The sequence below is a fragment of the Ensifer sp. ENS08 genome (assembly GCF_014852195.1).
Lineage (GTDB): Bacteria > Pseudomonadota > Alphaproteobacteria > Rhizobiales > Rhizobiaceae > Ensifer > Ensifer adhaerens.
Map to the genome: position 1 here is coordinate 75,842 of NZ_JACVBF010000024.1, position 13,421 is coordinate 89,262.

Below are 13,421 nucleotides of genomic sequence, written 5' to 3' on the forward strand. Positions count from 1 at the left end.
AGATGTCCGCTCACCCAATTCGGTGCCAAAAACTCTTGACTGGGATTCGTGGAAATGCGATTCTCAGATTGTCCAGATATGAGAGAGGCTTCCACGACGGCAACGTTAAGGGGGCCTTTTTCTTTTGCGGTATTCCTTTCCGTATTTTCCTTGTCGAATAGACCAGCTGACAGCTTGTCTATAACGTCTAGCTTTGACTCTCACGCGAGAAGCGTTCGATGAGAGCCGGCAATTCGTCGCCGACGAACTTCACGAAGTCCTGACCGAGCGGGCCATCCGCAGAAATCCGAAGCTCCTTGGTCGAAATTTTCCAAGAGCCGAGCTTCGATCCTGCATGGTCCAGAAGTTCACGACTGTCCTCCCGCGGCGGGCTCGAGGGCTTTATTGCCTCGAAAGCACGCTGGAAGCGTTGATCCGATAGGGAGCCGGCTTCACGTGCATGCGAGAGCACCTGCCGCACCACCCCAAGCGATCCAGGATCGCTCGCTATCGTTCTTGCAAACTCTATCCAGCGCGGCCGACCCACTTTGGGGGCACGTCCAATCGCTTCGATCACGTCTGCCGGGATCGTTCGATAAACGCCGCGCATTCGAGCAAGTTCTGCGTCCGCAATCGACAGTGCCGCATAGATGTTGCGGGCCTTGATGCCGGCGTCATCCATCCGCGATGCAAACAATGTGCGCTCAATCCAGGTCAGATCTTGCCGGCTCGCGTTCTCGATGCCTTGTGCGACGACGAGATCGAGATCGGAGATGTCGACCTCAAGCGCGCGAACGTTCCGAAGAAGTTCCTTGGCAGCACGCCAACGCCGGTGACCGTAGACAATCTGGTAGCGCCCTGCAGACGAGGGATGCTGCCGAACCTGGATGGGGACCTTTTGGCCCTCGGCCTCGATCGAGCGTTTGAACGTCTCGAAATCGCTGCCGTCATCATCCGACAATCGGTCGGGGTAGGGGGAAGGATCGATCAGCGCGGGATCGAGCTCAAGGACCGTTCCGCCGCCGGCTTCGACGATTGCCTTCAAGCGGTCCCGCTCAGCCCTGATGTCATCGATCGCGCGGTGCGCCGCGCCGACAACGCCAGCCCCGACGCGCGGCGACGGGGCTGGTGGCGCAGGTTGCGGATCGTCCGCGAGCTTGTTCTCCAGTTCTTGCGACAGCAGACCGAAGCTCGCGACAATTGATTTGCGAGATGACTTGCTCATGTCCGCCCCCAGCTATCGTTGATAAGGCGGATAATCGCCTCGTTGACCGAATCGACGGCTTCACGGGCGCGCTTATGGGTGTCACGACCAATCTGGCCCATTTCGAGCTCGTAAATCGAGCGCTTGGCGAGGCCTGCGGCTTCGACGGCCGTGCTTTCGATGGCGGTCGGCAAGAGGACGTCTGTCCCGAACATATGTCGCAACATCGCAACGACCTGCGATTGCGGCGCATCGTTCGGGTCATGCCTCGTCACGAGATATCGGATGAAATCCTGGTCGAGCTGGGCGCCGCTTTCATTCAAGACGCTGATCAGATCGCCCATCATCAAGAGGAACTGGCTCATGGACGCCACGTCCAGCATCGCAGGATGGACCGTGATGACCATACTGGTTGCCGCATAGATCGCGCTTAAGGTCAGGAAGCCAAGGGAGGGCGGGGTGTCCAGGATGACGACGTCGTAGTCCTGTTCGACGTCTGCCAAGGCAAGCTTCAGGCGTTCGAAAAAGATCGCGCCAGAGCTCGACTTGTTTGCCAGAACACGAGGCGTTTCGTGCTCGTATTCCATAACTTCAAGGTTGCCCGGAACAAGATCGACGCCATCGAAATAGGTTTTGCGAATGATGTCCTTGATCGGTCGCCGCTCGGCGTCATCGTAGCGAAGCGCTGCGTAGATCGTTTCGTTCGCACCGACATCGATTTCCGGCTGCGCACCGAACATTGCAGACAGCGACGCCTGGGGGTCAAGATCGAGTGTGAGGACGCGATAACCATGGAGGGCAAGGTAATGCGCCAGATGAACACACGTGGTGGTCTTGGCACTGCCGCCCTTGAAGTTCGCGATCGCCAGCACCTGGAGGTGCTCACCCGGTCGGCGGCGAGGCAGGAAGCGGAGTGCTTCCGCAGGCTTCTGCTTGGCAAACAGCTCTCGCAGTTCGTTGATCTGTGCGAGCGTGTAGACGCGATGGTTGTTCTCAAGGCGGCCCGGCGTCGGCCCGCGCCCTTCCGATGACATCAGCTTCAGGGTCGAATCCGGTATGGACGTCAGCTTCGAGACTTCGTTCGTCAGAAACGACCTCAAGGCCTTTTCCGACCTCGGCGGGTACATCCGTGTCCGCAGTTGCTGCAGCTGGTTCGACAAAAGACCGGCGTGCCGCAAGATCTTTGCGGCTGCGTCTTCCTTGAGTTGAACGTCATTTTCTGCGCGTTGAGCTATCGCCATTTTTCCCTCTTGGCGGTCAAAGACCGGTTTGACGGCCATTATCCGCCAAGAGATAGAACACGATTCTCCTGAACCGTCCAGAATTATAGGGTTAACAAAGCTTTAACGTCGATTGTGACGACTCGGTGACCAAACCGGCGCTACTCGTTGGAATCGCGTATGTTTTTCCCAAACGCAACGCTCCCGGCGGCTGAAATTGCGCACACATTTGTTAAGCCCGACGCCGTCAGTTGCAGGACAATCACCGTTGCGTTGTCCCCCTGTCACCCGAATCAGTGTCGGCAATGCGACAAGAATTATCAACGCCCGCTGCCTACAGCCTGTGCCTGTGCCTGTGTCTGTGCCTGTGCATGTGATTGCCGGATCGGGAGAGACGATCTTCCCCGCCGAGCCTCACCCCCTGGACTAAATGCAACGAAATCTCGGGAGCGTTTTTCACCCTCGAACGGTTTCCAGTCCTAGCCTTCTCCGACGTTCGTCGGTGCTTGGTCGGACGCAGCTATTGTCCCCGAGTTTCAGCAACGCGCGTCAAAGGAAGCATTTTGCCCGCACGCGTGAATGCTCGAGAGTGCGCTGCCAACGCGAGGGCTTCACGTGCCTGATTGGTGGAACGCTACGGTCGGGGGCAGTCGGTCCCGCTTTCCCTTCGGGCCACTATGTTAAAGCTCCTGCGGCGGCCCTTTTCCCGCCCTTCGCGTGACGCGAATTCCCGCTTTCCCGCTGAAGCGGCGCTATGCTGAAAGCTCCGATACGCTTCATTGTTGGTTGACCGATCGACCGCGATCGGTCGAGGGGGCCGAGGGTCTTTGCCCCTTCTCTCCCCTAAACAGTCTTTCGCCCACCTTCCTTCGCTTGCGCTTTCGTGCAGGCGGTTCCCCGCAAAGACTGTTTTCCCCTCCGTCCCCACCGCTCGCGCGGCCCCGGGAAGCAGGACGCGGCCCTGCTTCGCGGTCCAAGGGAAACGGAGAAATGACAATGAGCATTTACGCCAAAACTGCCCGATTTGACACCGGTCGAGCTCTCACCGAGGACGAGATGCGTGGCTTTGCACCTTCGATATTTGCCACCTCAGCGCACGAGAGCCGCTCCGAGCGCTTCAAGCCGATCCCGACAATCGAGATTTTGCGCGGTCTCGCAAAGGAGGGGTTCATGCCGGTCGGAGCGCGCCAATCGGTTAGCCGCACCGAAGGAAAGGCGAATTTTACAAAGCACCTCATCCGGCTTCGCCGTCTCGATGATGGCAATATCTATCACGTCGGCGATACCGTCTGCGAAATCCTGCTCAAGAATGCAAATGACGGAACGAGCGCATACGAATTGCTCGCAGGGCTTTTCCGCGTGTGCTGCCTCAACTCGCTCGTTGCGCAAACGGGAACGATCGACGCCATCAAAGTCCGACACTCCGGTGATGTTCAAGGCAAGGTGGTCGAGGGCACCTATCGCGTCCTTGGGGAGGCGGAGCGCACTCTGGCGGCGCCGCAGGACTGGTCAGGCTTAAGAGTGGGGCGTGAGGCAAGGGAAGTCCTGGCCGAGGCTGCACACCTCGTTCGTTTTGGCGACGCGGAAGGGTCGGTAACGAACCCGATCAAACCGGAGCAATTGCTGGTGCCACGCCGCATCGAGGACAGGGCAGAAGACCTTTGGACCGTGTGGAATGTCGTTCAGGAGAACAGCGTTAAAGGTGGATTGCGTGGCGTAAGGCGTGATGAATTCGGCAGAGCGCGCCGATCGACGTCTCGACCGATTAACGGCATCGATCAGGACATCAAGCTCAACAAGGCTCTTTGGCTCATTGGTGAGAGAATGGCCGCATTGCTCCGCCGCTGACCTTCTCGGCCGATCGATTTCCTCGCGTCCGGTATGCATCTGGACGCGAGGCGATCGCGTGCCTTGAGGGGCGCCCCAAAGCCCCGCCCCTCAAACTCCCCTGCCCACCCGGAAGACGCCAGCGCGAAGGACGCTCGCGTCGACCTGGACAGTTTGCCTGGTCGGTCTGGCACTGGATGTGCAGCAACGCTGGATTGGGACAAGCGCCCATGGGCATCCATCAGGCAACTGAAGGACGCTCGCTCTGACGGTGAGCGACGACATCGGTCGCCGCGGACGGGCCCTGTTCTGCCGAATTGGCTGCAATGGGTTCGTCGGTCACGCGCAGGTCCATTTTTCCCCAGATCGACGCCTTTTGCGCCTAGTTCCGCGGTTTTCTGGACGGCTTGATTTCAACGATGAACGGTCTTGTCTGCTGGCGCATGTCTCCACCATTGGACGGGTCGCGATCAAACGAATTCGCGCGACGGGATTGGCAGCTGGGCCTTGATCGAGGATGGAGACAGTAACGGCGAAAGTCGGTTCCGGCGGCATTCGCAGGTTGTGGACGACCGCCGAACGTTTTGATCAGTGTTGGCCTGCTTCGTTGCCATGGAGATGTTTCTTCCGTGCCTCGGGCCGCTCCCTGCGCGGGCTCGATGGGGCGTGTCTGACCGGAAAACGGCTGACGCCTCGATCGTCCGCCCGCAACGGCAAGCGCACTTTTCTTGCCCCTGGCGGCCCAGGCCGCCATTCCCCGCCAACCAACAAAAGTGTCCCTTGCCGTCCTCCATTTCATTGCGGCCCAATGGGTGCGGTCCGATCGTCCCCGGTCCTTTCGACAGCCATCGAGGCCGCGAAGGGCGCGGCCCGAAAAAACAGAAAGGAACTTCGACATGGCTACCATCGGCACTTTCACCTCCACTGAAAATGGCTTCAACGGCTCGATCCGCACCCTGGCCCTCAACGTCAAGGCTCGCATCGCCCGGATCGAATCTCCCTCCGACAAGGGCCCCCACTTCCGCATCTATGCCGGCAACGTCGAGTTCGGCGCGGCCTGGCAGAAGAGCTCCGAGCAGACCGGTAAAGACTACCTCTCGGTGAAACTCGATGATCCAAGCTTTCCTGCTCCGATCTACGCGACACTTGCGGGGGGTGAAGGTGAAGATGGCTACCAGCTGATCTGGTCGCGCCCGAACTGGGACTAACAAGCAGCAGGCCCCGCCGCCAGGCGGGGCCCCTCTTCCAACGCCGGGAGCCGACAATGACCATTGAACAGTACATTGGGCAACGCGGGCCGAAATCAGGAATGCGCGCTGCTTCCTGGCGTCGTTGGTCCATTGATGAATCCTGCAATTTCGCGGTCGAAATTCGACCGCTATGATCCAGATTTTCGATCTGAAGCGCAGCATGAAATGACCGGCATTCGAAGAGATCCGGCCCTGAGCCAGGACGCCGTCGATCGGGAATTGGCCCGCTCCTGAGATGGAGCCTTCCATATGTCGCACGACCTTTCTCTTGCGCAGGCCCACGCGTTCCAGCTTTCCCGCGACCTGATGGTCCCGGTCACCGTCTTCGAAGTCGACGGCGAATACGGCGTCCTTCCCTCTGACGAGATCGACGCTGGCGATGACCTTGAGGTCATCCACGAGCTCTATCCCTTTGCGGCTCATTGAGCCTCCCGACGAATTTCTGCCGAACATGGGTTCGGAGGAGTTCTTGTTATGCCTGTCGCGCCAGGCGCTGGAAGGCTCTTGCGCGGAGGCGTCCGTCCAGCCCCGGCCGAAGGTACGTGAAACCCGTGCGGCGCTCGTCGAGCATTTCGCAAACGAGCACTTCGTCCATGCGTTGGGCCGCTTCGCGCCGCCAGCCGACGAGCTGCCGGGCTGGGTCCGCGCCGGCGCTGCGACCGATATCATTGGCGCGGGACCTCAGAATGTGGCGTCGGCGATGGGCACGATCCCGCCGAAGAGGATCACGACGACGCGGTCGATGGCGATCCACTGGATGCAGTTCTACCAGCCGACGAGAAGAATGATCATGACATCGATAAGAGGGCTGCAGCATGACCCTCCGCCATTCAATCGAACATCGCATCACCCACGGGGGTGGAGTTTTCCAGCAGCGCGGATGTTTTGGCCGTTGCCCGCATTGGTGATCTGGTGCTGGATATATAGTCACGGCATCCAGCGCCTTTACCTGTCTCGTGAGTGCTGTCGCTGTCCGTCGGCCGCTTGCGACGATGACGCGCAGCGGCATCTCGATTGCCCTGACCCGGCAGATTGCGGAGCCTGCCGAAAGACAGGCGACGACGGTGAAGGTCCGGAGCCGGAAAGGCGCCGATCCAATCTCCGTCTCTCGCATCTGCTGACCTTCGAATGATGGCGGGAACTCGACGCCGTTGCAAACAGGCAAGCAGGTTATCGGCGAGCTTGAGTATCGCGATCATGCGGCTGTGAGGTACAGGCGGGAATAGGCGGACCTGAGACGACGGCGCCAGTGCTACACTTGCCCGGTTTCGGTCGGCATGCCGCGCTTGGCCATGTCGCCTTCTCTCGGTCTGGAACTGATATCGGGCCCGAACCGGATTGCCAACACCAGGTCATCGCAACCTCGCCGCGGCACCACCCTCGCAATGGTCCGCCTTTCCTGCCCCCACGCCACCCAGGCATTGAAGATCGCCGAAAGCTTCGGACAGCAGTCGTCGACAGCGATGGCATCCGCAGCCTTCATGAACGGTTGATCATCCACACTTCCAAGTGCCTCTCCGAAGGCCTGGGCTAAAAGGCCATGCAGATCCATCTGCAGCGCATCGTCGGGACCTTTGTCGGATCGGCGCACGGCGCTGGACAGTTTTACTCCCGCGCCGTGACCGAGCCGCGCGACGCCACCGCCAAGGCGTCCAACGATGCCCGCGACGAGGACCTCGATGGCCCGGTTGGCTATGACAGCGCCGCCCAACGCAAGCGGGAGTTCGCGGCCGACATGGAGGTCCAGTCCCACGCGCTCAGAATGGCAGCGGAGGGCGCAGTGCCAACGACAAACAGGCGATTTTCCAGGCGGCGGCTCACGCGCAGCGGGCCGTCAGCTTCATGCATTCGTTGCAGCCAGAGGCGGAAGTGAAGGCAGCGGCATGATGTTCATGCTTGAGCGCGGCCGTCACCACCGGTGGCGGCCGCCTGATCCGTATCCAACGGCTCCTTGAGACCTTGTGCGATGATGTCAGCGTCCAGCCTTCCCCAGATCGATTGGTCTCTCGGCATCGGGTTTGGGTTCGCGGGACGGTTTGCGTTCGACATGAACGGCTTGATCTGCTGACGCATTGATCCTCCAGGCTGCGACAAGCGAGAGCAACGATATCCCACCGGGTATGTCGGGCAAACGGGCACATTGAGGCGGAAGCGGATGCCCCGATTGATGCGGGTTGACAAAGGCCATGGTGGGTCAAGGCGACGGGTGCCGTTTGTGCACCGGCGAGCGCTGCGACACGCCTTTGCCATATCCCTTCACGTCAGAGTTTCCGGCAACCCATCTGCGGGCTCGATGAGGCATGTCTGACCGGAGACCGGCTTCGCCTCGATCGTCTTGCCGCAACGGCAGCCTCAGATTTCTTACCCCCGAGCCAACCTACCCCACTCGACAAGTCGAGCGAGGACCCCAGCTCGGTCTCCTCCTCTCCCACTAACAAATCTGCGACTTGCCGCCCTCCATTTTATTGCGGCCTAATCGCCACCCCAACGCGCGGGCGCGATGGGGACCCCGGCTGGGTGCGGTCCGATCGTCACCGGTCTTTGCGACAGCCATCGAGGCCGCGATGGGCGCGGCCCGATACACAAGAAAGGGAATACGACAATGGCAACCATCGGCACCTTCACCTCCACCGAAAACGGCTTCACCGGCTCCATTCGCACCCTCGCGCTCAACGTCAAGGCGCGCATCGCCCGGGTCGAGAACCCTTCCGACAAGGGCCCGCAGTTCCGCGTCTACGCCGGCAGCGTTGAACTCGGCGCCGCCTGGCAGAAGACCTCCGAGCAGGGCCGCGACTACCTGTCGGTCAAGCTTGACGATCCGAGCTTCCCTGCCCCGATCTACGCAACGCTCGCTGAAGTGGAAGGCGAAGACGGACTCCAGCTCATCTGGTCCCGCCCGAGCAGGGACTGAGGTTTCCAGGGGCCTCGCCGCCGGCGGGGCCCCCAGCAATGCAGGAAAACATGGCTCCGTCTTGGCGGTCTTGGTACCGGAAGCGGGATTTCATCAGTTGCAAATTTCTCGGGCCGGTTTTGTGCAGTCCGAATATCTGCAAAGGCGCGCCAACCGCCGTACCTACCCGATGTTGGGATTTGCTCTTGCGCAGATTGTCAGATGTCTCAAACACGTCTTAATGCGTCTCGATGACCTACAATCGACATCGATTTGTTGTATCCCGGATCGAACGAATAGCCATCGCCACCCAGCTATCTCTTCCACGCAACCGAATTTCCGTGCTTCCAGGAATTTGGCGAAGCGCGTAAAGGATGTCGTCCGCGTATCAGGAAAAATCCCCTCAGCTTCAATGACGACATAGCCCGTATCGCCATGAATTTGAAGGAATTCGCCGACGATGTTCACTCCGCGCGACATCAATTTGGCGAACCTGGCCGGAACTTTGGCTCGAGCTCAGTTTGCCGCGGTCGGTGTAGGAGCAACAGGCGCGGGTGGCTTCGCGCGCCGGTGAGGCCTCTTCTTGTGTCGAGAAGACGAAGCCGGACCCGGCAACGAGCCCGGTCCGGCTTTCTTGGTGCCATACGGCTTGCGGAAAAGCTGCTCAGAATATCCGATTGTACCAAGCGGGCATGCAGGCCTCAAGGACGAGTGGTGCCCCCAATTTCCTCCCGCAGCCTGATTGCTGCCCCGGAAATCGGCTCCCCCACTCGCCGGCTCTGCCGGTCGCTGTTGCGATCCCTGACTCAGCCATCCCCTTCTCGGGACTGTCGGTCATAAACGTCAGGGAAACGAAGATGACCCATTCTCTCGAAATCCAGATCGAAGAACTGCGGGCTGAACTGACCGGGACCATCAGCGACAGTGAACGGCGCGCGATCAAAATTGAGCTGGAACTGGCGCAAGCCGAATTGGCAATCATCACGGCGGAGCAGGAAGACAGAGCTGTACCTGAGCCGCCCTTCTAAGCCGGCATTTCCCATTCAGTGTCTTGCCAGCGGCTATGGATCGAAGATGGAGCCGAGTCCGCCGGACTCGGTCTCTTTGCATGCGAAGGCCGCCATGGCGGCCTGCGCATGCAAAGAGAGTTTTCGCGACGCGCCCGATCGCGCACGCGAACAAAGCTCATTGGTTCAAGGCATCTTTCAACGCCTTGGCGGGCGCGAAAGTGAGCTTTTTGGCTGCCGCGACCTTGATCGTCGCTCCCGTGGCCGGATTGCGTGCCTCGCGTTGAGGCGTATCCTTCACCTTGAACTTGCCGAAGCCCGGAATGGAAGTCTCGGCGATTCCGCGGCAGTCGTGATCGCAGAGAAGACTGCTTCGACGATCGCCTTGCTTTGCACTTTGGTGAGGCCATGGTTGGTTGCGATCTTGTCGGCGATTTCATTCGTTGTCGTCACCCGCTCTTGTCCGCGCGGGCCCATACGCCCCATGGCTCGAGCATCGTCGATCGGGCAGTTGCACCTCCAACGACTTATATGAATCGATCGCTGCCAATCGATTCACGAGGGTGATGTTTCGTAAAGGTGGCTTCAAATGGAGCCGCTTGCCGGGGATAGTCGGTCCCGGGTTCCGCCTGGCGGCGGCGCTTCTCTAATCGGCGGGGTAACGTCAAGCACATTCCCGCCGATCCCAAGCCGACGGGACGCATCGTCCGCAGTCGGCCCTAAGCGGTCGTGACACGCCTGAAATGATTGCAAGACTGCTGGGACCGAGTTCGGCGGACGGAGTGGAGATGCCCCGCCCGCCTTGGTTGGCTCAGGCCGCCTTGGCCGACACCGGGAGACGGAAAGGGGCACCCAGACGATTGAAAGCGTTCATCGCTGCGATTGTGATCGTCAGATCGACCAGGTCCTTCGGCTCGAAGGCCGAGGCTGCTGCGGCATACGCTTCATCGGATGCGTGCGTTTCGCTGACCCGGGTCACTTCTTCGGCCCAAGCCAAGGCTGCGCGTTGCTGGTCGGTAAACAGATGGGGCACTTCGTCCCAGACCGATACCAGAGCGACCTTGTCGACCGACATGGTCTTGCGAAGATCGCGACCATGCATGTCGATGCAGTGGGCGCAGCCATTGATCTGGGAGACCCGGAGGAAGACGAGGTGGATTAGCTCCTCGGGCAGATTAGTGTTCTTCGTGACGTAGTGGTGGACACCGAACAGCGCCTTTGCGCCCTCGGGAGCTACTTCGTACCAGTTCAGACGGGCCATGGATGGTTCCTTTCCTGTTTCTCATGGTTGCAGTTCTCCCGTCGCCGGCACAGCGCGCCGTCGGCAGGAATTTCCGAATTCTCCGTGGTGTCGTCAGCGTGGAGAGCGGCGTCCTTCTCTCAGCGCCGTGACGCGCGCCGTCTCCCGTGCCGATGTCCGGTCGCGGAACCAGTCCGCGACAAGGTTTTCGAATTCTTCCGGTCTTCCGCCCTGCGCAAGATCGGCAAGGCTCGTCTTGTCGAGTTCAGAACGCATGCGCCGTTCAGCGCGCAGCATGACCGCATGAATGCGACAGACACCATCCACCGACCATGGTGGCGGCGTTCCGCCAAACAGAACACAGCCTCGACGGACCTCCTTGCAATCAAACAGTTTTCGATCGCCCTCGATGGCGTCCACGACCTCAAGCACAGAGATATTCGCTGGCGGCTTGGCCAGTTCGTAGCCGCCGCTGATCCCATCGCTCGATGAGACGATCCCGGCCTTTTCCAGCTTCGGCATGATCTTCGCCAGCATGGCGGTGGGAACGCCCTGCATCTCTGCGAGGTCTCGGCTGCTCGCGCGCTTCGGATGCTCGGAGATGAGCCACAGCAGGGTGTGAAGCCCGTATTCGACCGAGACCCCGAACAGACTCACGCCTTTGCGTCGATCAGGCATCCCGCTATTGGCCGGGTGTTGATCGCCTTCGGCGTCAACTTGCCCCTCATCATTCGACATAACGCCACCTCATCAAGTCCGCATTAGACTTAACGCAACCTAACTCTATCCGCGTTAAAGAGTCAACGGCGAAATTGTCAAACGGTCCCAAGCAGAGTTCGACTGATGAGCCGAATGCAATCGAGAGAAACTCCGGTTTCTGATCTCAGATTCGCGTTGCCCGAAGTCTGCTGTTGGCGCAGAGCAGCCGAAATCGCTGCTCGGCAAACGCCGGCCGGTCATACCTGTACACCACATAGCGTTTGACGTTCGCGGCCCGCGCTTCTCTCCGGGATCGGCACAAAGTCCTCCCATGATGGGGTTCCGTAGATAATGCGGTCCAATCTATGCTGCATCCTGATGAAAATTCATCGGAATAAACGCCGCCACGAACTCGCATCACCGTCGTCCGCGAAGGACGCCTTCCGCTGCTACGCGGAACTCTGAATTGGCTTCAAGATATTTTCTCGGTCCCTCAGCTAGGCTGCCACCGACGTAGGGGGCTCTATTTTCGTCCAGCGAAACTCTGAACCATCCACCCACATTCGATGCATGACGACCGCGAGACGACGAGCCAATGCCACCTTCGCTTTCTTGCTGCCATGTCGCTTCGCGACATTCATGGCCCAAGCCTTCAGCCAGCACCATTTCACTACGCGGGTCATCATTGATTGGGCGGCTTCATAAAGAAGCCGTCGCATCATGGCATCGCCGCGAAGTGAGACATGCCCAACCCGGCTCACCTCGCCCGATTGGTTGAGTACAGGCGTCAAGCCAAGTACCGCTCCCACCGAACGTGAATGCCGGAAGCGCGTCGGGATGTCGACAGTCGCGACGTAGGCGAGCGAGACGACAGCGCCGACCCCAGGCACAGTCATCAAGCGCCTGCAAACGTCGTCATTTTTTGCCTCGCTGCGAACCCGCTTCTCGAGTTTGGCAAGACCCTCTCGCAATTTGCGCCGGCCGTCGAGCAGAGGCTGCATGATCTCTACCAGTTCAGCATCATTTTCTACGAGTTCCAGAATCCTCCGCTCGAAGGTGCCGCCAGAGGTCTGGCCGACCTTCAGTCCAAAATTGCGCAGAAGGCCGCGCATCTCGTTCTCAAGATCGATCGCCTTTTCCTGCAGCAAAGAGCGTGCTGTCAGCAACGCGCGGCGCTTTTGACTCCCAAGCGTCTTCACATGCACATCCTTGAACAAGCCGACGCGCATCATATTGGCGATGCCCCTCGCGTCGTTCCGGTCACTTTTGTTTTGCTGGAGTGCTTCAAGAAAGGCTTTGGTATGGCGAGTCTCGATGCAGACGACCGGGAAGCCTGCTTTAGCCAATCCGTCGAATAACCATTGCGATAATGGACCGGCCTCCAAACCGATCCTGTCCAGGTTTAGCGCCGGATCGTTCAAAATAGCGACGAGGTCATCCGGGTGTGACGCGACCTTTCGTTCTCGGCAGAGTTTCCCGTTCTCATCGACAATGCAAACACTCGTCTCCTTGATGGAGACATCGAGACCGACATAATGTTTCATGGATGCGCTCCTCTCTCTGATGATAAAATGTGGCTGCGTCATACTGACCGCGTTTTATCATCAGCCACCGTCCGATACTTTTGCTAACCCTCCTGCGGCGACCCTTTTAACCGGTCAAGCGGCGCGCGAATTGGCGCCGGACGCAGGATGCGTCCTCTGCCTGATACGCTCATTGCCTCAAGAGTGGCGGGGCGAAAGCCGCGACAGGTCTCATCGCCTTCGGCTGCGTCAGTTGCACCAGCTCCGACGCTGTCCCTCCCAGCTGCGCGCCAGGCCCTCGGATATCATGATTTCGCCGAGCGATGATCCGTTGCGCAGCACTGTCCGCAGCTTCCGGCCGTTGCGATCTGCATCGCGCAAGCCGCTGGTGAGCGAAAATTCCCCGGCATTTAGGAGCACGAGCAGACGGTACTTTGCGGCTTCACCGAGCTCTGCTGCGCATTCCGGTGAAGTCGGCCGCTGATTCCGAAACGAAGCCGGCCACCTATTCCGATTTTATGCCGGCCACCATTCCGCTCTGAAGCCGGCCAGTTGGTGCTCCCCTGGGTCGTTGTTTTGCAT

The 13,421-nt window shown here is 59.6% G+C and carries 12 protein-coding genes and 5 pseudogenes; 9 read left to right on the plus strand and 8 right to left on the minus strand.

Annotated elements, in window-relative coordinates; translation table 11 throughout:
- Positions 1-187: 187 nt before the first annotated feature.
- Positions 188-1,204: a plasmid partitioning protein RepB gene (gene repB, locus IB272_RS32255; RefSeq protein ID WP_192445762.1), complete on the minus strand. Its 1,017-nt coding sequence runs from the start codon at positions 1,202-1,204 to the stop codon at positions 188-190.
- A complete protein-coding gene (repA, locus tag IB272_RS32260) occupies positions 1,201-2,463 on the minus strand; it encodes a plasmid partitioning protein RepA (protein WP_089045425.1) in 1,263 nt (420 codons plus the stop codon). Before repA ends, repB begins: the two co-directional genes overlap by 4 nt.
- 936 nt (positions 2,464-3,399) lie before the next feature.
- On the opposite strand from repA, the gene IB272_RS32265 reads away from it, so the two are divergent.
- The 7 genes and pseudogenes from IB272_RS32265 to IB272_RS35220 form a co-directional block, all read left to right on the plus strand.
- A complete protein-coding gene (locus IB272_RS32265; protein WP_192445763.1) occupies positions 3,400-4,251 on the plus strand; it encodes a DUF932 domain-containing protein in 852 nt (283 codons plus the stop codon).
- A gap of 875 nt (positions 4,252-5,126) precedes the next feature.
- Positions 5,127-5,438 (plus strand): DUF736 domain-containing protein, encoded by a 312-nt coding sequence (locus IB272_RS32270; protein ID WP_060520075.1) that lies wholly within the window; start codon positions 5,127-5,129, stop codon positions 5,436-5,438.
- A gap of 63 nt (positions 5,439-5,501) precedes the next feature.
- The gene (locus tag IB272_RS32275; RefSeq protein WP_156400721.1) at positions 5,502-5,714 is read left to right on the plus strand and encodes a hypothetical protein; all 213 of its coding nucleotides are present in this window, start codon (positions 5,502-5,504) and stop codon (positions 5,712-5,714) included.
- Between the two features lie 15 nt (positions 5,715-5,729).
- Positions 5,730-5,906, plus strand: a complete 177-nt coding sequence (locus tag IB272_RS32280; protein WP_029742947.1) for a hypothetical protein — start codon at positions 5,730-5,732, stop codon at positions 5,904-5,906.
- 7 nt (positions 5,907-5,913) lie between these two features.
- A pseudogene (locus tag IB272_RS35695) lies at positions 5,914-6,299 on the plus strand (plasmid partitioning protein); the annotation flags it as partial.
- Between the two features lie 566 nt (positions 6,300-6,865).
- A pseudogene (locus IB272_RS32290) lies at positions 6,866-7,263 on the plus strand (hypothetical protein); the annotation flags it as partial.
- Positions 7,263-7,367 (plus strand): annotated as a pseudogene (locus IB272_RS35220) (antirestriction protein ArdC); the annotation flags it as partial. The pseudogenes IB272_RS32290 and IB272_RS35220, both read left to right, overlap by 1 nt.
- A gap of 3 nt (positions 7,368-7,370) precedes the next feature.
- On the opposite strand, the gene IB272_RS32295 reads toward IB272_RS35220, so the two are convergent.
- Positions 7,371-7,553 carry a hypothetical protein gene (locus IB272_RS32295; RefSeq protein WP_244496880.1) on the minus strand — a complete coding sequence of 61 codons (183 nt, stop codon included), beginning with the start codon at positions 7,551-7,553 and terminating at the stop codon, positions 7,371-7,373.
- Positions 7,554-8,082: 529 nt separating this feature from the next.
- Here IB272_RS32295 and IB272_RS32300 point away from each other — a divergent pair.
- Positions 8,083-8,391, plus strand: a complete 309-nt coding sequence (locus IB272_RS32300) for a DUF736 domain-containing protein (protein ID WP_029742943.1) — start codon at positions 8,083-8,085, stop codon at positions 8,389-8,391.
- 836 nt (positions 8,392-9,227) lie between these two features.
- Positions 9,228-9,398 carry a hypothetical protein gene (locus IB272_RS32305; RefSeq protein WP_192445764.1) on the plus strand — a complete coding sequence of 57 codons (171 nt, stop codon included), beginning with the start codon at positions 9,228-9,230 and terminating at the stop codon, positions 9,396-9,398.
- Positions 9,399-9,555: 157 nt separating this feature from the next.
- Here IB272_RS32305 and IB272_RS32310 read toward each other — a convergent pair.
- The 5 genes and pseudogenes from IB272_RS32310 to IB272_RS32330 form a co-directional block, all read right to left on the minus strand.
- A pseudogene (locus IB272_RS32310) lies at positions 9,556-9,830 on the minus strand (HU family DNA-binding protein).
- Positions 9,831-10,188: 358 nt separating this feature from the next.
- On the minus strand, positions 10,189-10,638 hold the full coding sequence (locus IB272_RS32315; RefSeq protein ID WP_018858524.1) for a carboxymuconolactone decarboxylase family protein: 450 nt from the start codon (positions 10,636-10,638) through the stop codon (positions 10,189-10,191).
- 93 nt (positions 10,639-10,731) lie between these two features.
- A complete protein-coding gene (locus IB272_RS32320; RefSeq protein WP_018858523.1) occupies positions 10,732-11,355 on the minus strand; it encodes an Rrf2 family transcriptional regulator in 624 nt (207 codons plus the stop codon).
- A gap of 458 nt (positions 11,356-11,813) precedes the next feature.
- The gene (locus tag IB272_RS32325) at positions 11,814-12,860 is read right to left on the minus strand and encodes an IS110 family transposase (protein ID WP_018858522.1); all 1,047 of its coding nucleotides are present in this window, start codon (positions 12,858-12,860) and stop codon (positions 11,814-11,816) included.
- A 228-nt stretch (positions 12,861-13,088) separates the two neighbouring features.
- Positions 13,089-13,295 (minus strand): annotated as a pseudogene (locus IB272_RS32330) (thermonuclease family protein); the annotation flags it as partial.
- Positions 13,296-13,421 lie beyond the last annotated feature (126 nt).

Excerpts from the sequence above, each read along its gene's own strand:
- repB (WP_192445762.1), bottom strand. The coding sequence starts at position 1,204 with ATGAGCAAGTCATCTCGCAAATCAATTGTCGCGAGCTTCGGTCTGCTG.
- repA (WP_089045425.1), bottom strand. The coding sequence starts at position 2,463 with ATGGCCGTCAAACCGGTCTTTGACCGCCAAGAGGGAAAAATGGCGATA.
- IB272_RS32265 (WP_192445763.1), top strand. The coding sequence starts at position 3,400 with ATGAGCATTTACGCCAAAACTGCCCGATTTGACACCGGTCGAGCTCTC.
- IB272_RS32270 (WP_060520075.1), top strand. The coding sequence starts at position 5,127 with ATGGCTACCATCGGCACTTTCACCTCCACTGAAAATGGCTTCAACGGC.
- IB272_RS32280 (WP_029742947.1), top strand. The coding sequence starts at position 5,730 with ATGTCGCACGACCTTTCTCTTGCGCAGGCCCACGCGTTCCAGCTTTCC.
- IB272_RS32295 (WP_244496880.1), bottom strand. The coding sequence starts at position 7,553 with ATGCGTCAGCAGATCAAGCCGTTCATGTCGAACGCAAACCGTCCCGCG.
- IB272_RS32300 (WP_029742943.1), top strand. The coding sequence starts at position 8,083 with ATGGCAACCATCGGCACCTTCACCTCCACCGAAAACGGCTTCACCGGC.
- IB272_RS32305 (WP_192445764.1), top strand. The coding sequence starts at position 9,228 with ATGACCCATTCTCTCGAAATCCAGATCGAAGAACTGCGGGCTGAACTG.
- IB272_RS32315 (WP_018858524.1), bottom strand. The coding sequence starts at position 10,638 with ATGGCCCGTCTGAACTGGTACGAAGTAGCTCCCGAGGGCGCAAAGGCG.
- IB272_RS32320 (WP_018858523.1), bottom strand. The coding sequence starts at position 11,355 with ATGTCGAATGATGAGGGGCAAGTTGACGCCGAAGGCGATCAACACCCG.
- IB272_RS32325 (WP_018858522.1), bottom strand. The coding sequence starts at position 12,860 with ATGAAACATTATGTCGGTCTCGATGTCTCCATCAAGGAGACGAGTGTT.